Source organism: Peribacillus simplex, assembly GCF_900156045.1.
GTDB classification, from domain to species: domain Bacteria; phylum Bacillota; class Bacilli; order Bacillales; family DSM-1321; genus Peribacillus; species Peribacillus simplex_D.
This window is the reverse complement of sequence record NZ_FTMX01000003.1, coordinates 375,025-395,570: the sequence shown is the minus strand read 5'-3', so window position 1 is coordinate 395,570 and position 20,546 is coordinate 375,025. Positions and strand designations below refer to the sequence as shown.

Sequence of the window (20,546 nt, the reverse complement as noted above, 5' to 3'; positions counted from 1 at the left end):
AAACCTTTATTGAAGATTGAAACATTTTTCTGTAAAATAGGTTGAAGTGAATTTTAAAAGACACGAAAATTTTTCTATTCGATTAGGGAAATCATAAAAAAGCGCAAAACTAAGCAATGGAATTGGAGAGATGCTAAATGGGAAAAGTTTATGTTTTCGATCACCCGTTAATTCAACACAAATTAGCCTATATACGTGATATAAATACAGGAACAAAAGAATTCCGTGAACTAGTGGATGAAGTTGCATCATTGATGGCATTTGAAATCACGAGGGATATGCCGCTGGAAGAAGTGGAAATCCAAACGCCTGTTAGCACAGCGAAAGTGAAAATGCTTTCTGGTAAAAAAGTGGGTATCGTCCCGATTTTACGTGCAGGCATAGGGATGGTGGACGGGATCATTAAGCTGATTCCTGCTGCAAAGGTCGGACATGTTGGACTTTACCGTGATCCTGAGACATTGAAACCGGTTGAGTATTATGCGAAAATGCCTAGCGATTTGGCAGAAAGGGAATGCATTGTCGTTGACCCGATGTTAGCCACTGGCGGATCAGCCATCGAAGCGATCCATTCCATTAAAAAGCGCGGTGCAGTCAATATTAAATTCATGTGTTTGATTGCAGCTCCAGAGGGTGTAGAAGCATTAAAAGAAGCCCATCCTGATGTTGATATTTATATTGCAGGTCTTGACGAAAAACTGAATGAACACGGGTATATCGTTCCAGGTCTTGGAGACGCGGGAGATCGTTTATTCGGCACAAAATAAGGAAAGAAACTGAGGTGTCACGAATGAATAAACCGATAAAAGTCATGACCATTTTCGGGACGAGACCAGAAGCTGTCAAAATGGCTCCCTTAGTACTCGAATTTCAAAAACACCCAGAATATTTCAAGCCGATCGTTGCTGTTACGGCTCAGCATCGGCAAATGTTAGATCAAGTTCTCGAACTATTTTCCATACAGCCGGACTATGACTTGGACATAATGAAGGAAAGGCAAACGCTTGCTGACATTACAACAAGAGCATTAAATGGACTTGATTCAGTAATGAAGGAAGCTAAACCTGATATTGTTCTTGTACACGGTGATACAACCACAACGTTCGTCGCAAGTCTGGCAGCTTTTTATAATCAAATTGTCATTGGGCATGTTGAAGCGGGGCTGCGTACATGGAATAAGTATTCCCCCTATCCTGAAGAGATGAATCGGCAGCTTACAGGTACCATGGCAGATTTGCATTTTGCGCCGACTTCGAAAGCGGAGGAGAATCTTCTGAACGAAAACAAGAAGGATAATATCTTCGTGACGGGAAATACGGCAACCGATGCTTTAAAAACTACTGTACGTTCCACGTATTACCATCCGGTTTTAAATGGACTTGGAGAAGACAGGCTCATTTTACTTACAGCCCATCGCAGGGAAAACCTTGGCGAACCCATGAGGAATATCTTCAGGGCCGTAAAGAAAATCATTGCTGAGCATGATGACGTTCAAGTGGTATATCCAGTCCATTTAAATCCGCTTGTTCAGGAATTGGCAAACGAAATTCTCGGGGGCGATCCGCGGGTTCATTTGATCGAACCGCTGGATGTATTGGATTTCCATAACTTCGCTTCACGAGCCTATCTGATTTTGACTGATTCTGGAGGAATCCAGGAAGAGGCACCTTCACTCGGTGTACCTGTCCTGGTTTTAAGGGATACGACCGAACGTCCTGAGGGGATTGCTGCTGGAACCTTAAGATTGGCGGGTACTGATGAACAAAACATATATAATTTGGCACATGAATTGCTCACCGATCAAGAGGTGCACGAAAAAATGTCCAAAGCTTCAAATCCATATGGGGATGGAAATGCTTCGGTCCGCATCGCTGAAGCCATCCGTTACTATTTTAAGCAAGCAGACATGCCACCAGCTAGATTTGACTCATAAAAAAGGAAAAGCCATGCGCTTTTCCTTTTTTTATTTGCATACTCCAAGGTTGTTGAGAAAAGATAACTGCTAAGGGGATGATTATGTTGGGAAAGAAAACGTTCATAGTGTTTGTTTTCCTTTTTATATTTATTTATCAAAATGAAAAGGGAGTGGCATCGGTCATTCTGCCGCCTTTACCAAAACTATCTGAATCTAAGGAAGTAACGGTTGTTGTCACGATGGATAAGGTGTTTCAACGAAAAAAAGTCGAAAAACTACTTGGCAAATATCCATCCCTTGAATTACGGAATGTTTATTCAGTTGCCCTGAATGGATTTTCCGTTCATGGCAAAATGAATGAGATAGATCAACTTAAAAAGGAGGATGAAATTCAGGCTGTAACGGAAGTATCCGTTTATCAAGCAGTGTTGGATAAAAGTGTCCCATACATAGGAGGAGTCAGGGTCAGGGGTTTCTTTGATAAGGAGAATCACCGGATCACCGGGAAAGGGGTAAAAGTAGGAATCATAGATACTGGCATCGATTATACACATCCAGATTTGCAACGTGCTTATAAAGGAGGGAAGGATCTGGTTGATGGTGATGAAGATCCGATGGAAACCAAAAATCAAGGCGACCTGGATACATTACATGGGACTCATGTGGCAGGCATCATTGCAGCCAATGGAAAAATGAAAGGCGTCGCACCAGAAGCGGAGATATATGCATATCGAGCTTTGGGACCAGGTGGTGCAGGAGATACAGACCAAGTCTTGATGGCTATTGAGTCAGCAATGAAGGATAAGGTGGATGTATTGAACCTCTCTCTTGGCAATAACGTCAATGGCCCTGATCTACCTATCTCTCTTGCATTGAATAAGGCTGTGGAAAGCGGCATCGTTGCCGTGACATCAAACGGGAATTCCGGTCCGGCTGTATGGACCGTAGGCTCACCCGGAACAGCGGAAAAAGCGATTTCCGTTGGGGCATCGACTCCTCCCTTAAGGATTCCGTATATGATTTACGGACTTGGATCGAAAAAGCATCAATCGCATTTAACCTTGTTTCAAGGCTCAAAAAAATGGAACCTGACGTTTTCCGAGGATGTCATATATGGGGGTTTGGGTAATGAAAAGGACCTGAAACATGTTCGGGATAAGATTGTGTTGATGGAACGTGGCACACTTACCTTCCAGCAGAAAGTATCCAATGCAGAGAAGGCAGGTGCAAAGGGGGTAATTGTTTATAATAATACGAGCGGGACCTTTACTGGAAGCTTGGAAAAAGAAATGAACATCCCAGCTGCTTCTATTAATAGAAGAGATGGATTGCAGCTAAAGCGAATCGTGGAGCAAGGGCAGAGCAAAACCGTTCAATTTGTTTATAAGAACGAGCAGGATAAGCTCGCAGATTTTAGCTCCAGGGGACCGGTAACCGTATCATGGGGAATAAAGCCTGACGTTTTGGCGCCAGGAGTGGAAATTGAAAGTACCATCCCTAAAGGATATATGTCCCTGGATGGAACAAGTATGTCCGCACCGCATGTTGCAGGAGCATGTGCATTAATCCTGCAAAAACACCCCGAATGGAATCCAGAGCAAGTGAAATCTGCATTGATGAGCACTTCCAAGCCATTGAGGAAATCTGCAAATCAATTGTATCACACATATGAACAGGGGGCTGGACGCATCCAGGTCGACGAAGCATTAAAAGCGGATACGCTCTTGAGTCCAAGCTCATTGTCCTTTGGGATGTATACGAAAAAAGAAGGAATTGAAGAGCATCATGAAACGATAGTCATAGAAAATACCGGAACGGAATTGAGGAAGTACTCCTTCATGGTTCCATTGAAAGAGACGGGACTTACTTGGGAATTGCCGAAATCCCTTACTTTGAATCCGAAGGAAAAGAAACGGATAAAAGTGGGGCTGCAGGTCAACCCAGCCAAGCTTAGAAAAGGAGTCTTTGATGGATATCTCATTATAATGGAAGGAACCAAAAGAATATCCCTTCCTTATTTATATGTAAAAGAAGAGCCTGATTACCCAAGGATAATGGGATTTGATTTTGGCCAAGGGGACCAGAAAGGAACTTATCGATACGAAATGTACCTTCCGCGCGGGGCTGAAGAATTCGGTATTGCCCTTTATGAGGAAGATAGCTTGAAATTCGCTGGATATTTGGATTGGTCCAGATCGGCACCTTCCGGTTTGATCAAAAAAGATGTATTGAAAAAGAACTTGCCGCCGAAAGGATTGTATAAAGCGATAATCTTTGCGAGAAAGGGTGGAAGGGAAGATCGGATAGAAAAGACGTTACTTATTGAGTGAATAGAGGATAATAAGTAAAATAAAATGGATGTCAATAGTATAAAAAAGATAATTTGTGAACAATTCGTTAATAATTACAAACCTGTGACAAATTTCACTAACCACTCATTGACATTGATTCTTGCCTATTGTATGCTAACTAAGGATGTAAAATGAGAGGGGTTTCATACGTTAATAACGTGTTAAATAGAAGATGGTTTTTGACCTTCTATTTGGACTTGTTACGGAAAAAAATCCCTAGCTAAACACAGATACTACAATATTTCTAGGGAGATTACATGACAAAATGCTAGAATTGGAAAAAATGTTCAATAGGCAGCTAAAATACATGTTGTATTTAATGGGTATTTATGTACTCGGAGTGGGCTTCACTTCACATGATTCAGTCTTCCAAGGATTATTGCTTGGAACTGCCTTCAGCCTATTCATATTCTGGTCAATGGTCAAAAAGAACAAAAAGTTCGCCCAAGAGGTTGCCGAAGGGAAGAAAACGCGCTCCCTTGGCAGTTTAACTAGAATGTCTGTAGCGGGTTTAGCTGCAATTATTGCATTGAGATATCCTGACGAGTTTCAAGTGGTCTTCGTGGTAGTGGGATTAATGACAGTTTACTTTGTCATTATGATAGATTATTTTATGCAAAACATACGTAGGTAGTAAAGAAGAGAGGTGAATACTGTTGAATCATGAAGCTCCTATGTGGGAATTTATGGATACTGGAATACATTTCAACTTGGCTAACGTTCTTATGATGACTATCGCAAGTCTCATTGTCTTCATTATTGCTGTAGCGGCAACTCGAAAACTTGCGATGAAGCCAACAGGAATCCAAAACTTTATCGAATGGGTTATGGATTTTGTGAAAAACATCATCAACAGCAATATGGATTGGCGTACGGGTGGTCAGTTCCTTATGTTGGGAATGACATTAATATTGTACGTATTTGTTTCAAACATGTTAGGATTGCCGTTCTCGATTGTAATAGGACATGAACTTTGGTGGAAATCACCTACATCAGATCCAGCAATAACTTTAACCTTGGCAGTTATGGTAATGGGTTTAACTCATTATTATGGTATCAAGATGAGAGGCATGAAAAATTATGCCAAAACTTATGTCCAACCAATGGGTTTCTTGTTTCCGTTAAAGATTATTGAGGAGTTCGCTAATACGTTAACTCTAGGATTGCGGCTTTACGGGAATATTTATGCGGGTGAGTTACTATTAACTTTACTTGCTGGACTAGGAACAAGTGGTGTTGTGGGTGCAGCCACTGCTGCATTACCGATGTTAGCTTGGGAAGGATTTAGTATCTTTGTCGGCTCCATTCAAGCTTTTATCTTTACTATGTTAACGATGGTTTATCTTTCCCATAAAGTAAGTGACGACCATTAATTATAAATATTGTTCATATTGAACATTATATTGATGAAAAAATAAAACAACATTTCAAGGAGGAAATTTATCATGACAGGTTCTTTAGGTCTTATAGCTGCTGCTATCGCAGTTGGATTAGGTGCACTAGGTGCGGGTATTGGTAATGGTCTTATCGTTGGGCGTACAATCGAAGGAATGGCTCGTCAGCCAGAAGCTCGTGGTATGCTTCAAACTACAATGTTCGTTGGTATTGCGTTAGTTGAGGCACTTCCAATCATCGCTGTAGTTATCGCGTTTATTGTAATGGGTAAATAAGATAACTTGAAAAAGTTCAATAATGGCGAAGATGATCCAAGGAGACCCTTCGCCATTGCTCTGTGTTAAAGTGAACATTTATGACAGTGATACTGTCAATCGAAAATACAGAACTTCAATAGTGAATCTCATGAAGGGAGTGAACCGAGCGTGTTAACAAGCAATTTTGTTCTTGGTCAAGCAGCCCACTTTAATGGTGGGGATATCATATACCAGCTTGTAATCTTTATTATTTTGTTAGCGTTGCTTAAGAAGTTTGCATGGGGTCCGCTAATGGGCATCATGAAAGAACGTGAAGAGCATGTTGCAAATGAAATTGAAGCAGCTGAAGTTAGTAGAAAAGAAGCACTGAAATATTTAGAAGAACAGCGTGAAATCGTAAAACAATCTCGCACTGAAGCGGGACAACTTATAGAGAATGCTAAGCAACAAGGCGAAGCACAACGCGAAGATATTATTAAACAAGCGCGTGCAGAGGCTGAACGTGTTAAAGAATCAGCAAAACGTGAAATCGTTCAAGAGAGAGAAAAAGCAGTTGCCGCCTTACGCGAGCAAGTAGCTTCATTATCTGTCATGATCGCCTCTAAGGTGATTGAGAAAGAACTTTCATCAGCTGATCAAGAAAAACTAATCAATGAATATATTCAAGAGGCAGGAGAAGGTAAATGAGCGATATAACTGTAGCAGGACGTTATGCTGTAGCTCTTTTCCAAATTGCGAAAGAGCAAAATCTCATTAACCAACTTGAAGAAGAGCTTCGCATAGTGAATGAAGTTTTCACAAATGATAAAGAGCTATTGAACTTCTTGGCTCATCCTAAAATGACTAGCGATGCAAAAAATACATTGCTTGCAAATGCATTTGCAAGTCTTTCGTCTTCCGTTCAAAATACTGTAATGTTAATGGTGGAGCGTCATCGTACAGATGAAGTGACCGCTATGGCACAAGAGTTCATTGAACTTGCGAATGAAGAAAATTCAGTTGCGGACGCGACTGTTTATACAGTTAATCCTTTAACTGAAGCTGAAGCGGAAGCTGTGTCTTCAGCTTTTGCTGCAAAAATCGGCAAACGTAATTTGCGTATCACTAATGTTACGGATAGCAGTATTATTGGCGGAATCAAACTTCAAATCGGTAACCGTATTTATGACGGAACGATAAGCGGGAAGCTTGATCGCCTTAGCAAACAACTATTAGGTTAATATTCACAGATAGGGGTGAAATTCATGAGCATCAAAGCTGAAGAAATCAGTGCGCTGATTAAAAAGCAGATTGAAAACTATCAGTCGGAAATTAAAGTAAGCGATGTAGGTACAGTAATCACTGTTGGTGATGGTATCGCTCGCGTTCATGGTTTAGATAATGCAATGGCTGGGGAGCTCTTAGAATTTTCTAATGGTTCAATGGGATTGGCACAAAACCTTGAGCAAAATAACGTAGGTGTTGTTATTCTTGGACCATTCAGAGACATTCAAGAAGGCAGTGAAGTACGCCGTACTGGCCGTATCATGGAAGTGCCAGTTGGAGAAGAATTAATCGGACGTGTCGTGAATCCGCTAGGACAACCATTAGATGGTCTTGGTCCAATCGCTACAACAAAAACTCGTCCAATCGAAAGTCCTGCTACAGGCGTTATGGACCGTAAATCTGTTCATGAGCCATTACAAACAGGGATTAAGGCAATCGATGCTCTAGTACCAATCGGACGCGGACAACGTGAGTTAATCATCGGTGACCGTCAAACTGGTAAAACATCCGTTGCAATCGATACAATCCTTAACCAAGCTGACCAAGACATGATCTGTATTTATGTTGCTATTGGTCAAAAAGAATCAACAGTTCGTGGAACAGTTGAGACACTACGTAAAAATGGTGCACTAGATTACACAATCGTTGTATCTGCATCAGCTTCTCAACCAGCACCACTTTTATACCTAGCTCCATATGCTGGTGTGACTATGGGTGAAGAGTTCATGTTCGCTGGCAAGCACGTTTTAGTGGTATATGATGATCTTTCTAAACAAGCATCAGCATACCGTGAACTTTCCTTGCTTCTTCGCCGTCCTCCAGGTCGTGAAGCATTCCCTGGGGATGTATTCTACTTGCACTCCCGCTTACTTGAGCGTGCAGCTAAATTGAATGACACTCTAGGTGCCGGTTCAATTACTGCGCTTCCATTTGTTGAAACACAAGCAGGCGATATCTCTGCTTACATTCCAACAAACGTTATTTCCATCACAGATGGACAAATCTTCTTACAATCTGATTTGTTCTTCTCAGGTGTACGTCCTGCGATTAACGCTGGTCTTTCCGTATCCCGTGTTGGTGGATCTGCACAAATTAAAGCGATGAAAAAAGTTGCTGGTACATTACGTCTGGACTTGGCTTCTTATCGTGAATTGGAAGCATTCTCTCAATTCGGTTCTGATCTTGATGCTGCTACTCAAGCAAAACTTAACCGTGGTGCTCGTACAGTTGAAGTTCTTAAGCAAGATCTAAATAAACCAATTAAAGTTGAAAAACAAGTCATGATTTTCTATGCATTGACTAAAGGTCATCTAGATGATATTCCAGTATCGGATATCCTTCGTTTTGAAGAAGAATACTATGTGTTCCTAGATCGTTCTCATCCAGAATTATTAGATCACATTCGCACAACTAAAGGTCTTCCTGAAGACGCTGCTATCGTTGCTGCAATTAACGAGTTCAAAAAGAACTTCGTTATTTCTGAATAATAAGGTCTAACTAATTTATAAAGGGTGGTGAGAATGAATGGCCTCTTTACGCGATATTAAGTCTCGGATTACTTCAACGAAAAAGACGAGTCAAATTACAAAAGCGATGCAGATGGTATCTGCTTCTAAAATGAACCGTGCTGAAGCTAATGCTAAGGCATATGTTCCATATATGGATAAAATTCAAGAAGTAGTATCAAGTATTGCGAACGGAAGTACGGGTGCATCCCATCCAATGCTTGTCTCACGTCCAGTGAAGAAAACCGGTTACCTGGTAATCACATCGGACCGCGGATTGGCAGGAGCATACAACAGTAGCATCCTTCGCCACGTTCATAAAACTATTCTTGAACGCCATAAATCCAATGATGAGTTCGTCATTATCGCAATCGGAAGGGTTGGCCGTGATTTCTTTGTCAGCCGTAATATGCACGTAGAGCTTGAAGTAACTGGGGTTCCTGATCAGCCGTCTTTCGCTGACATTAGCTCCCTTGCTAAATCAACAGTGAATTTGTATTTAAATGAACTGTGTGATGAGCTATATATGTACTATAACCATTATGTCAGCCCAATCCAGCAGGATGTAACGGAAACGCAAGTCCTTCCTTTAGCTGACTTTAATACTTCCAATGCAGCATTGACTTCTTATGAATTTGAACCGAATGCAGAAGAAATTCTTGAGGTGTTACTACCTCAGTACGCAGAAAGTTTAATTTATGGTGCTTTGTTAGATGGTAAAGCAAGTGAGCACTCTGCACGTATGACTGCAATGAAAAATGCAACCGATAATGCGAAAGAATTGATCGACTCGCTTTCATTGCAATATAACCGTGCACGTCAAGCCGCAATTACTCAAGAAATCACGGAAATTGTTGGCGGTGCAGCAGCTTTAGAATAAAATCATAAAAGTGGACGGTCGGCCCGGACGAAGCTTGGCCGTTCCATAATCTCGATAGTCGTTATAAGCAACGTTAGGAGGGAAAACGATGAATATAGGACGCGTTACTCAAGTTATGGGTCCGGTTGTTGACGTGAAATTCGAAGACGGACAACTTCCTAAGATCTATAACGCGTTAAGAATCGAAAATACAGCGTCTGGTACAGGACTAACTCTTGAAGTAGCCCTTCAACTAGGTGATAATACAGTTCGTACTGTAGCAATGTCTTCCACTGATGGTTTAACTCGTGGTGCAGAGACTGTTGATACAGGAGCTCCAATTTCCGTTCCTGTAGGTGAAGTAACTCTAGGCCGCGTTTTCAACGTATTAGGGGAAAACATTGACCTATTTGAACCACTTACAGCAGAGGTGCGTCGTGATCCAATTCACAGACAAGCACCAACTTTTGAGGACTTATCAACAACAGTTGAAATTCTTGAAACTGGTATTAAAGTAGTAGATTTACTTGCACCTTACATCAAAGGTGGTAAAATCGGTCTCTTCGGTGGTGCCGGTGTAGGTAAAACTGTACTTATCCAAGAACTTATTAATAACATCGCACAAGAGCACGGCGGTATCTCTGTATTCGCTGGTGTAGGTGAGCGTACTCGTGAAGGAAATGACCTTTTCTACGAGATGACTGATTCTGGTGTTATTAAGAAAACAGCGATGGTATTCGGACAAATGAATGAGCCACCAGGTGCACGTATGCGTGTAGCTCTAAGTGGTTTGACAATGGCTGAATATTTCCGTGACGAACAAGGACAAGACGTTCTTTTCTTCATCGATAACATCTTCCGTTTCACTCAAGCAGGTTCTGAGGTTTCTGCCCTTCTAGGCCGTATGCCTTCAGCGGTAGGTTACCAACCAACTCTTGCTACAGAAATGGGTCAATTACAAGAACGTATCACTTCAACGAATAAAGGTTCTGTTACATCTATTCAAGCGATTTATGTACCTGCCGATGACTATACGGATCCGGCTCCAGCTACAACTTTCGCTCACTTGGATGCAACAACTAACCTTGAGCGTAAGCTTTCTGAAATGGGTATCTACCCAGCAGTTGATCCATTGGCTTCTTCTTCTCGTGCTCTTAGCCCAGAAATCGTTGGCGCTGAGCACTATAGTGTAGCCCGTCAAGTTCAATCAACTTTACAGAAATATAAAGAACTTCAAGATATCATTGCGATCTTGGGTATGGACGAGTTAAGCGAAGACGAAAAAGTAATCGTTGCCCGTGCTCGTAGAATTCAAAACTTCTTGTCACAAAACTTCCACGTGGCTGAACAATTTACTGGTCAAAAAGGATCTTATGTACCAGTTAAAGAAACAGTCCAAGGATTCAAAGATATCCTAGCTGGAAAATATGACGAACTTCCTGAAGATGCTTTCCGTCTAGTTGGCCGCATCGAAGAAGTTGTTGCTAAAGCAAAAGAAATGGCTTAATTAAAGGGACCTAGGAGGGAATGAAATGAAGACCATTAAAGTCAATGTTGTTACTCCCGATGGCCCAGTATATGATGCAGAAGTTGAAATGGTAAGCACTAAAGCTAAAAGCGGTGAGCTAGGAATTATGGCTGGACACGTTCCAACTGTAGCTCCTCTTGCCATCGGTGCTGTCCGTCTTAAAAATGGAAGCAACACAGACTATGTAGCTGTAAATGGTGGCTTCTTGGAAGTTCGCCCTGATGTGGTAACCATTTTGGCTCAATCTGCTGAAAGAGCTGAAACTATCGATCTTGCACGTGCTCAAGCAGCAAAAGCCCGTGCTGAACAAAGATTGCAGAACAATGATGGATCAAATGATGCCAAAAGAGCTGATTTAGCGCTTAAACGTGCCATCAACCGAATCCAAATTGCAGAAATGCGATAACTTTAATTTATGAAAACACCTGATCAAACCCTTCGTGGTAAGATCAGGTGTTTTTTGATCCTGAAGATTTTTGAGGATTTTTGACATTCAATATCGGAATTAGGAAAAAAAGGTCGAATTATAGATTAAAGTATTTTCCATTTTAAACCTTAACTCATCGACATGATTTTATCCTAATGTTATAATGTATACGCTTACATTTATTGCTTCATACCCCCTCCTATCACGTTGCTTCTAAAAGAATGTCACCCTGCATAATATTTAAAACGGTATCCAAAAAGAAGACAAGCAAATTTGAATTGTACCCATTTAACATGATTTATCCATAAAGGGAGATGAACATGGGACAGCTGCATATTTACCAAAATAATTATTTAATTGTATTTGTTTTCCTTTGTCTCGGCATTTTATTACCTGTGATCGCTTTATTTCTTGGTAGACTGCTCAGGCCTTATAAACCGACAGATATGAAATATACGACTTATGAAAGTGGAATCGAGCCTTTTCAGGATTCAAGGGTTCAATTCAATGTCAGGTATTATTTATTCGGATTGATGTTCGTCATATTTGATGTAGAAACGGTTTTTCTTTACCCATGGGCGGTTGCCTATGATGAACTCGGACTGTTTGCATTGATTGAAATGCTGTTTTTTGTTCTGATTCTAATGCTTGGGCTAATTTACGCTTGGAAAAAGAAGGTGTTAAAGTGGAATTGAAGTTGGATGAACTTACCCCTAAAGAAATGGAAGAAATACGGCATAGCATCTTTTTATCCACACTTGAGCAAATAAAAGGCTGGGCTAGAAGTAACTCACTCTGGCCAATGACTTTCGGTTTGGCATGTTGTGCAATTGAAATGATGGGCGTCGGATCCTCTCATTATGATTTGGACCGATTTGGTTCATTTTTTCGGACATCACCCAGACAATCGGATGTCATGATTGTCTCAGGAACGGTAACAAAAAAAATGGCTCCAATAATAAGTAGATTATACGAACAAATGCCAGAACCGAAATGGGTTATTGCAATGGGGTCCTGTGCAACTGCTGGTGGGCCTTATGTTCACTCTTACTCAGTGGTCAAGGGGGTAGATCAAATTGTACCTGTCGATGTATATATACCGGGTTGTCCCCCAAACCCAGCTGCACTTATTTATGGGATCAATAAATTAAAAGAAAAAATCCGTTACGAGGCGAAAACCGGAAAGCGGGTGATATAGATGAGTGAAAAGGAGGACTTAGCGAAACAAAAAGCGGAGGCCGCAGCCAAGGCGAAGGCTGAAGCATTGGCCCGAAAACAGGCGAAAGCTGAAAGTGCGGAAAAGCCGGAAGGCGAAATGGACTTAGCGAAGCAAAAAGCGGAGGCCGCAGCCAAGGCGAAGGCTGAAGCATTGGCCCGAAAACAGGCGAAAGCTGAAAGTGCGGAAAAGCCGGAAGGCGAAATGGACATAGCAAAACAAAAAGCGGAGGCCGCAGCCAAGGCGAAAGCAGCCGCATTGGCCCGAAAACGGGCGAAAGAAGAAGCGGCGGAAAAGCCGGAAGGCGAAATGGACATAGCAAAACAAAAAGCGGAGGCCGCAGCCAAGGCGAAAGCAGCCGCATTGGCCCGAAAACGGGCGAAAGAAGAAGCGGCGGAAAAGCCGGAAGGCGAAATGGACATAGCGAAGCAAAAAGCGGCAGCCGCAGCCAAGGCGAAGGCAGCGGCAGCGGCTGCGAAGAACAGGACTGTAAAGGAAAGCGAGGAAGTTAACACCCCTAGCGAACTTTCCCCAAATCAGTCAAAACTCGATCAAATTGTTTCTGCTATTGAGAGCCATGTAGGACAAGGGGCATTATTAGAGCACTATATTAATAGATTATCAAAAGATGTACCCACTTTATTGGCTAATCCGGATACATATTTCTCAATAGCAAAATATCTGCGGTACGATGAACAGCTTAACTTTTCATATTTATCGGAACTTCATGGTACGGACTTTGAAACCCATATGGAAATCTATGTACACTTACATTCATTCAAAATGAACCAATCAGTTGCCTTGAAGGTGAAACTTGATAGGGATTCTCCCGTTATTCCATCATTGGTCCCATTATGGTCAGGAGCAAATTGGCCAGAATGTGAAGCGTATGATTTATTAGGTATTAACTTTTATGAACACCCTGATTTAAAGCGGATTTTACTTGGTGAAGATTGGAAAGGGTATCCCCTTAGAAAAGATTATCAGCCTTATGATGTGGAGGTGTAAACCCAATGTTAAGGACGGAAGAAATGCTTCTCAATGTCGGGCCGCAGCATCCGAGTACACATGGTGTTTTTCGGCTTGTCATCAAGATTGACGGTGAAATTATAAAAGAGGCAACACCTGTCATTGGGTATTTGCATCGCGGTACGGAAAAACTAGCGGAAAATCTGCAATATACACAAATAATCCCATATACCGATCGGCTCGATTATCTTGCGGCAATGACAAATAATTATGTGCTTTGCCATGCTGTTGAGACAATGATGGGGGTGGAGATCCCCGAAAGGGCAGAATATTTGCGGGTTATCGCAATGGAATTGGGCCGAGTGGCAAGCCACCTTGTCTGGTGGGGCACATACTTGCTGGATATAGGTGCGACGAGCCCTTTCCTATACGCATTTCGAGAACGTGAAATGATCGTTAATTTATTGACTGAATTGTCAGGGGCACGCCTTACATTCAATTATATGCGTGTCGGAGGCGTGAAATGGGATGCTCCTGAAGACTGGATTTCGAAGGTTGCCGAGTTTGTCCCTTATATGAGGGAGCAGCTTGCCGGTTACCATGAGCTTGTGACAGGGAATGAAATCTTTGTTAATCGGGTTAAAGGGGTGGGCATCTATACGAAGGAAGAAGCCCTGCAGTATTCGCTTAGCGGTGCCAATTTAAGGTGTACAGGTGTGAAATGGGATTTACGAAAAAATGAGCCATATTCCATTTACGACAGGTTCACATTTGATGTTCCTACAAGGGAAGAGGGTGATGCCTTTTCACGCTATCACTGTAGGATGGAAGAAATCGAACAATCACTGAAAATCATCGAGCAGGCGGTTGAGCAATTTCCAGAAGGGCCGATCCTTGCTAAGGTCCCTAAAATAATAAAGGTTCCTAAGGGTGAAGCATTTGTCCGAATTGAATCACCAAGAGGGGAAATAGGCTGCTATATCGCGAGTGAAGGGAAAAAGGAGCCATACCGTTTGAAATTTCGCAGACCTTCATTTTATAATCTGCAAATTCTTCCGAAATTATTGGAAGGGGAAAATATGGCGAACTTGATAACGATATTAGGTGCAATCGATATCGTTTTAGGGGAGGTTGATGGATAAATGATCAAGGATCTTCTCCACTCCGCTCCAGGTCTACTGAATTTTGGCATTTTTTTTGGTTTGGCAGTCCTGCTCCTGTTCGTCGTATTAGGTTTTGTAACCTATGGAATCCTTTCAGAGCGAAAAATCATGGGGTTCATGCAAATGCGTGTCGGCCCAAACCAAATTGGGGGGAAATGGGGTCTCTTGCAGACCGTTGCTGACGTTTTGAAACTTCTGATCAAGGAAGATACGATACCCAAAAAAGCGGATAAGCCGTTATATATTTTAGCTCCGGTAATTGCTTTTGCTCCTGCTTTCATGGTCCTTGCCACCTTGCCGTTCACCGATGCCTTCCAATTTGCAGATATAGGTGTCGGGCTGCTTTATTATATTGCGATTTCCGGCATATCGACCATCGGCATCGTCACTGCGGGTTGGGCATCCAATAATAAATATTCTTTGATTGGCGGAATGAGGGCAGCCGCGCAAATGATATCTTATGAGATCCCATTGGTGATGTCGCTAGTGGGAATCGTCCTCCTAACAGGCAGTTTAAACTTGAATGATATAGTTGCAGCCCAGGAAAAGGTTTGGTTCATTTTTCTTCAACCGATTGCGTTTATCGTGTTTTTTATTGCAGCGGTTGCCGAGTTGAACAGGGTTCCTTTTGACCTTCCGGAAGCGGAATCCGAACTTGTTGCAGGCTATCATGTTGAATACTCTGGATTTCGATGGGCTTTCTTTATGTTATCCGAATATGTGTATATGTTTGCAATGGCAACGTTAACCACTGTATTATTTCTAGGAGGATGGAATTCTATTCCGTTTTTGGATTTTATTCCGTCTGCCATCTGGTTCGGTCTGAAGTTCAGTGCCGTATTCTATGTATTGGTCTGGATTCGTGTAACCTTTCCTCGTATAAGGGCCGACCAATTGATGGAATTCGGATGGAAAGTGCTGCTTCCGGTTGCATTAGCAAATATATTTTTGACGGCACTAATAAAAGAATTGATTAACCTTTTTTAGAAACTTAAGCTGGTCGGAAAGCGAGGGATTTATATGCTTGGTTTAGCAAAAGGTTTAACCTATACATTAAAGAACTTGACGAGGAAAAAAGTGACCTATGACTACCCGAATGAGCCGCTTCCGCTCCCTGACCGATTCCGCGGAATCCAAAAATTCTATCCCGAAAAGTGTATTGTATGCAATCAATGCGTGACGATTTGTCCAACGGATTGTATTCAATTAACTGGTAAGAAACATCCGGATCCATCGAAAAAAGGGAAAATCATCGATACGTATGACATCAATTTCGAGATTTGCATTTTATGTGATTTATGTACGGAGGTCTGCCCTACAGAAGCGATCGTTATGACGAATCAATTCGAGCTGGCGGAGTATAGCCGTGATCATCTATTTAAAAATCTGGAATGGCTGGATGAAAATGATGAAAATATCCGGAAGGTGAATAAAGTATGAGTTTGTCGGGTGAATTAATTGCCTTTATTGGTTTGGCACTCGTCGCGATATTAGGCGGGGTGCTGCTGATTACGTTAACAAAAGTGGTGCACATGGTAATTGCACTTGTTTTTACTTTCTTGGGTATTGCAGGCATTTATATGTTGCTTTCGGCCGAGTTTGTCGCCATTGTCCAAATCCTTATTTATTCAGGGGCGATCACGATCGTGATGCTATTTGGGATTATGCTGACAAAACACCAGGAAAATGATGCACCCGCTAAAGGGGGCTGGGGGAAATTCTCCTTGCTCGCAGCGATTGCTGGCTTCGCCGTAGCGGTTTATCTGGGGATTTATAATCTGGATATACCTGTACAGCCAACGGCCTTGCATGAGGAAAATACAAAGCAAATAGGAATCGAACTTTTTTCGAAATATGTGATTCCATTTGAAGTGATGTCGGTACTCCTGCTTGTTGCTTTAGTCGGTGCCATAGTATTGGCAAAAAAAGATGATGAGGAGGGAGATCGTTCATGACGGGAGTTCCCTTGTCTGCTTACCTTGTTTTGGCACTCGTATTATTTTGTATAGGGCTGTATGGTGCCTTGACGAAAAGAAATACGGTCATTGTTTTGATTTCAATCGAGCTGATGCTGAACGCTGCGAATATCAATTTAGTTGCCTTCAGTAAATTCGGGGTAACGCCATCCATTACGGGCCAAGTTTTTTCCTTATTCACGATTACGATTGCTGCGGCCGAGGCAGCTGTAGGGCTGGCTATACTAATGTCCCTTTATCGCAATCGGAAGACGGTCAATGTCGATGAAATGGAAATAATGAAGAATTGAAGGTTTATATAAATGAAGAAGGGGATTTGATACGATGATGGAGCACGCATGGCTCATACCGATCTTTCCACTCGTCACGTTTCTGGTTCTGCTTCTATCAGGCGGGCGGTTGCGGGAACGAGGGGCTTTTATAGGAATAATATGTACATTGGCTTCGTTTGTTTTATCGTTGCTTGTCCTGATAGAACGATTTAAAGAACCCACTTATGATATATCGATAGATTGGCTTTCCTTCGGAGGGACAGAACTTACAGCTGGATTCGAAATCAATCAGCTTAATGCCTTGATGCTTGTGATCGTTTCCCTTGTCAGCCTGCTTGTCCAGATATATTCGAAGGGGTATATGAAGGGTGAAGTGCGATTCTCCATTTTTTATGCTTATCTGGGCTTCTTCACCTTTGCCATGCTTGGTCTAGTCATGGCACCCAATTTATTACAGCTTTATATCTTCTGGGAATTGGTCGGGGTGGGTTCTTTCCTGCTCATCGGGTTTTACTTTTATAAACTGGAAGCTAAGGCTGCAGCGAAGAAGGCATTCATCATGACCAGGATTGGGGATGTAGGGCTCTTGATCGGCATCATTCTCCTATTCTGGGAAACAGGCAGCTTTGAATATGGAGAGATCTTTCAAGCCGTTCAATCGGGCATGATATCAAGTGAAAAACTGACATTAATCGCTATTTTGATTTTCATCGGTGCGGTTGGAAAGTCTGGACAATTTCCACTTCACACATGGCTTCCGGATGCAATGGAAGGCCCGACTCCGGTTTCGGCATTGATACACGCAGCAACCATGGTTGCTGCAGGGGTTTACCTGGTAGCGGCCATGTTTCCGTTATTCATGGCTAGTGCTGCTGCGATGCAGGTCGTAGCAATAACAGGTGGAGTTACAGCCATATTTGCCGCAAGCATTGCGATAGTGCAAAAGGATGTTAAGCGTGTATTGGCCTATTCGACAATCTCTCAGCTCGGTTTTATGATGCTTGCTTTGGGTACTTCGGGATATGTAGCCGGGGTGTTTCATTTAATGACCCATGCCTTTTTTAAAGCATTGCTGTTTTTGGCAGCAGGCAGTGTTATTCACGCAATACATACACAGGATATGGAGAAAATGGGCGGTCTATGGGGTAAGTTGAATTGGACTGGGCCGCTGTTCTTGACTGGCACTTTGGCGATATCGGGGTTTCCGTTGCTCTCGGGTTTTTTCAGTAAGGATGAAATTCTGATGGCTGCTTGGGAGAATGGTAGTTATATATTGTTTGGTCTAGCGGTGGTTACCTCCTTTTTAACTGCGTTTTATATGTTCCGGCTGTTTTTCATGATGTTTGCAGGCGATTCGCGCAGTCAAGTAAAACAAGTCAAGGAATCACCTTCCATCATGTTAATTCCGATGCTCGCACTGGCTGTGCTTGCTGTAATCGGTGGGTATATCCAAACACCGTGGTTTGGAACTTTCCTTGGGGAGTGGCTTGTGGAGGGAAATGAAACTCTTCTAGGAGCCAGCCATAGTGAGGGGCCCGTTTGGATAATGTTGATGGCCGTGCTTGTATCGCTGGCCGGGATATACCTTGCTTATATGATATACGCTAAAAAGAAGCTGCCTCGGGAATGGCTTGTCAAAGAAAACTCCGGGGTATATAGGGTTTTGGAAAATAAGTATTATTTAGATGAGATTTACCATCTTACTGCAGGTTATGCAATCAAAGGCTTTAGTATATTCCTATCTTATATTGAAAGGTTCATTATCGGTGGCCTGGTTTCCACTGTAACAAGTTCAATAGAAGGATTGGGGAAAATAGGGTCTAAACTGCAAACGGGGCAGGTACAGCAATATGGCATGATAGCCTTTCTGGGACTTGCGGTATTGTTGGTGATTTTTGCAGTGACTGGGGGGTATCTAAGATGAATGTCTATTTGCTCTCACTTTTAGTGTTTTCACCGCTGCTGGGCATAGTGATGGTTGCCCTTATGCCGAAAAAAGAGGAAAGGACCATTAAACAATTTGGCTTTTTCGGAACACTTCCTCCCCTTTTCCTATCGTTCTTTCTATGCAGCCAATATTATTCGGGTGTGGCACTATCCTTATTTGACATTAAGTTGAATTGGATCAGGTTTGGGAACTTGGAGATGTATGATCCCAAGCTCTTCACGGTTGACTTTGAGTTGGGGCTGGATGGATTAAGCCTCATCTTCATATTACTGACAACAATCATTTCATCACTGGCCGCCCTTGCATCCATTTATATAAAAAAAGAATGGAAAGGGTATTATTTGTTATTCTTGACCCTGGAGATCGGAATGCTCGGTGTCTTCACGGCAGAGAATTTGATTCTTTTTTTCATCTTTTTTGAAATGACATTGATTCCCGCTTTCTTTTTAATTGGCAGATGGGGCTTTCTGGAGAGGGAGAAGGCTTCTTATAGTTTTCTGATTTATAATGGCATTGGTTCGGCCGTTTTATTGGTGGCCATTTTGATTTTGTTTGCCAGGACAGGTACGACTAACATTGCGGCATTGACACAGATGATGACAATGGGCGGTGTTTCGCTTTTTGCACCCATATCCGGTTCGATGAAATATGGTTTATGTCTCGCCTTTCTCGTTGCATTTGCGATAAAGCTGCCCGTCTTTCCCTTTCACAGCTGGATGGTGCGGGTCCATGCAGAAGCACCTCCATCCATAGTCATGATACATGCGGGGGTCTTATTGAAAATAGGGGCATACGGAATCATCCGGTTTGGAATGGGAATATTTCCTGAACAATATAAAAGCTTGGCCTTTACCATTGTCCTGTTTGGGGTCCTCAGTTTTTTATATGGTGCATTTCTAGCGTTGGTACAAACGGATTTCAAGCTCGTTTTAGCCTACTCGTCAATCTCACATATGGGTATCGTCATGATGGGGCTGGGAGCCTTGAATGAAGCGGGCATTCAGGGAGCCATTTTTCAAGTCATCTCACACGGGCTAATTGCCGCTTTGTTGTTTTTCCTGGTGGGAGTGTTGTATGAGCGGACGGGAACCACAATGCTTCCTAAGCTTGGGGGATTGGCCAAGTCGATGCCGATTTTTTCAGGGTTTATGTTAGCCAGTGGGCTGGCTTCACTCGGTTTACCTGGCATGTCCGGCTTCATCAGCGAATTCATGGTATTTCTTGGCTTATTCAAAAGTCAGCCGTTGCTTGCGGCAATAGGGGTGATCGGGCTGGTATTAACCGCTGTTTATGTACTGAGGGCGGTCATGCTGATGACTTTCGGAAAAAATGATAGCTTGATAGAAACAGAGAAACGGGACTTTAGGGGCTGGGAGTTTTTGCCGGCATTGGTTCTTCTCGGTTTGATAATAACTGTTGGAGTATATCCAAATTTGTTAGGCGGGCCTCTTCAAGGAACGATTGAAGCGATGATGCTAGCTCTAGGGGGGCGATGAAGG

Annotated in this window: 22 protein-coding genes; all 22 read left to right on the top strand. The window is 42.5% G+C overall.

Going from position 1 to position 20,546, the window contains the following annotated elements; translation table 11 throughout:
* Nucleotides 1–137: 137 nt before the first annotated feature.
* The 22 genes from upp to BW986_RS13160 all read left to right on the top strand — a co-directional run bounded on the left by upp (nucleotide 138) and on the right by BW986_RS13160 (nucleotide 20,543).
* Complete coding sequence (gene upp, locus BW986_RS13265) at nucleotides 138–767, top strand: uracil phosphoribosyltransferase (RefSeq protein ID WP_034315825.1); 630 nt, start codon at nucleotides 138–140, stop codon at nucleotides 765–767.
* Between the two features lie 23 nt (nucleotides 768–790).
* Nucleotides 791–1,933, top strand: coding sequence for a non-hydrolyzing UDP-N-acetylglucosamine 2-epimerase (gene wecB / locus BW986_RS13260; protein ID WP_076368356.1), 1,143 nt, complete (start codon nucleotides 791–793; stop codon nucleotides 1,931–1,933).
* 83 nt (nucleotides 1,934–2,016) lie between these two features.
* Nucleotides 2,017–4,245 carry a S8 family serine peptidase gene (locus BW986_RS13255; RefSeq protein ID WP_076368355.1) on the top strand — a complete coding sequence of 743 codons (2,229 nt, stop codon included), beginning with the start codon at nucleotides 2,017–2,019 and terminating at the stop codon, nucleotides 4,243–4,245.
* Nucleotides 4,246–4,531: 286 nt separating this feature from the next.
* On the top strand, nucleotides 4,532–4,900 hold the full coding sequence (locus BW986_RS13250) for an ATP synthase subunit I (protein WP_076368354.1): 369 nt from the start codon (nucleotides 4,532–4,534) through the stop codon (nucleotides 4,898–4,900).
* 22 nt (nucleotides 4,901–4,922) lie between these two features.
* Nucleotides 4,923–5,639, top strand: a complete 717-nt coding sequence (gene atpB, locus BW986_RS13245; RefSeq protein WP_076368353.1) for a F0F1 ATP synthase subunit A — start codon at nucleotides 4,923–4,925, stop codon at nucleotides 5,637–5,639.
* Between the two features lie 72 nt (nucleotides 5,640–5,711).
* Nucleotides 5,712–5,936: a F0F1 ATP synthase subunit C gene (gene atpE / locus BW986_RS13240; protein WP_034315818.1), complete on the top strand. Its 225-nt coding sequence runs from the start codon at nucleotides 5,712–5,714 to the stop codon at nucleotides 5,934–5,936.
* A gap of 150 nt (nucleotides 5,937–6,086) precedes the next feature.
* Nucleotides 6,087–6,605: a F0F1 ATP synthase subunit B gene (gene atpF, locus BW986_RS13235; protein ID WP_076368352.1), complete on the top strand. Its 519-nt coding sequence runs from the start codon at nucleotides 6,087–6,089 to the stop codon at nucleotides 6,603–6,605.
* Nucleotides 6,602–7,138: a F0F1 ATP synthase subunit delta gene (locus BW986_RS13230; protein WP_076368351.1), complete on the top strand. Its 537-nt coding sequence runs from the start codon at nucleotides 6,602–6,604 to the stop codon at nucleotides 7,136–7,138. The genes atpF and BW986_RS13230 overlap by 4 nt, the downstream gene beginning before the upstream one ends.
* A 24-nt stretch (nucleotides 7,139–7,162) precedes the next feature.
* Nucleotides 7,163–8,671: a F0F1 ATP synthase subunit alpha gene (gene atpA, locus BW986_RS13225; protein ID WP_034315812.1), complete on the top strand. Its 1,509-nt coding sequence runs from the start codon at nucleotides 7,163–7,165 to the stop codon at nucleotides 8,669–8,671.
* 37 nt (nucleotides 8,672–8,708) lie between these two features.
* A complete protein-coding gene (locus BW986_RS13220) occupies nucleotides 8,709–9,569 on the top strand; it encodes a F0F1 ATP synthase subunit gamma (RefSeq protein WP_076368350.1) in 861 nt (286 codons plus the stop codon).
* A gap of 88 nt (nucleotides 9,570–9,657) precedes the next feature.
* Nucleotides 9,658–11,055 (top strand): F0F1 ATP synthase subunit beta, encoded by a 1,398-nt coding sequence (gene atpD / locus BW986_RS13215; protein WP_076368349.1) that lies wholly within the window; start codon nucleotides 9,658–9,660, stop codon nucleotides 11,053–11,055.
* A 25-nt stretch (nucleotides 11,056–11,080) separates the two neighbouring features.
* Nucleotides 11,081–11,482, top strand: coding sequence for a F0F1 ATP synthase subunit epsilon (locus tag BW986_RS13210; RefSeq protein ID WP_076368348.1), 402 nt, complete (start codon nucleotides 11,081–11,083; stop codon nucleotides 11,480–11,482).
* Between the two features lie 341 nt (nucleotides 11,483–11,823).
* On the top strand, nucleotides 11,824–12,198 hold the full coding sequence (locus BW986_RS13205) for an NADH-quinone oxidoreductase subunit A (RefSeq protein WP_076368347.1): 375 nt from the start codon (nucleotides 11,824–11,826) through the stop codon (nucleotides 12,196–12,198).
* 26 nt (nucleotides 12,199–12,224) lie between these two features.
* A complete protein-coding gene (locus BW986_RS13200) occupies nucleotides 12,225–12,701 on the top strand; it encodes a NuoB/complex I 20 kDa subunit family protein (protein WP_179086075.1) in 477 nt (158 codons plus the stop codon).
* Complete coding sequence (locus tag BW986_RS13195) at nucleotides 12,702–13,727, top strand: NADH-quinone oxidoreductase subunit C (protein ID WP_076368345.1); 1,026 nt, start codon at nucleotides 12,702–12,704, stop codon at nucleotides 13,725–13,727.
* Nucleotides 13,728–13,732: 5 nt separating this feature from the next.
* A complete protein-coding gene (locus BW986_RS13190) occupies nucleotides 13,733–14,830 on the top strand; it encodes an NADH-quinone oxidoreductase subunit D (protein WP_076368344.1) in 1,098 nt (365 codons plus the stop codon).
* Entirely contained in the window at nucleotides 14,831–15,838 is a 1,008-nt protein-coding gene (gene nuoH, locus BW986_RS13185; RefSeq protein WP_076368343.1) for an NADH-quinone oxidoreductase subunit NuoH, read from the top strand. It begins immediately after the preceding gene.
* A gap of 33 nt (nucleotides 15,839–15,871) precedes the next feature.
* Nucleotides 15,872–16,291: an NADH-quinone oxidoreductase subunit NuoI gene (nuoI, locus tag BW986_RS13180; protein WP_048685828.1), complete on the top strand. Its 420-nt coding sequence runs from the start codon at nucleotides 15,872–15,874 to the stop codon at nucleotides 16,289–16,291.
* Nucleotides 16,288–16,806 carry an NADH-quinone oxidoreductase subunit J gene (locus tag BW986_RS13175; RefSeq protein ID WP_076368342.1) on the top strand — a complete coding sequence of 173 codons (519 nt, stop codon included), beginning with the start codon at nucleotides 16,288–16,290 and terminating at the stop codon, nucleotides 16,804–16,806. Before nuoI ends, BW986_RS13175 begins: the two co-directional genes overlap by 4 nt.
* On the top strand, nucleotides 16,803–17,117 hold the full coding sequence (gene nuoK / locus BW986_RS13170; protein ID WP_076368341.1) for an NADH-quinone oxidoreductase subunit NuoK: 315 nt from the start codon (nucleotides 16,803–16,805) through the stop codon (nucleotides 17,115–17,117). The genes BW986_RS13175 and nuoK overlap by 4 nt, the downstream gene beginning before the upstream one ends.
* Nucleotides 17,118–17,151: 34 nt before the next feature.
* Nucleotides 17,152–19,023 carry an NADH-quinone oxidoreductase subunit L gene (gene nuoL, locus BW986_RS13165; protein WP_076368340.1) on the top strand — a complete coding sequence of 624 codons (1,872 nt, stop codon included), beginning with the start codon at nucleotides 17,152–17,154 and terminating at the stop codon, nucleotides 19,021–19,023.
* Nucleotides 19,020–20,543, top strand: a complete 1,524-nt coding sequence (locus BW986_RS13160; protein ID WP_076368339.1) for a complex I subunit 4 family protein — start codon at nucleotides 19,020–19,022, stop codon at nucleotides 20,541–20,543. Before nuoL ends, BW986_RS13160 begins: the two co-directional genes overlap by 4 nt.
* The last annotated feature ends 3 nt before the right edge of the window (nucleotides 20,544–20,546 follow it).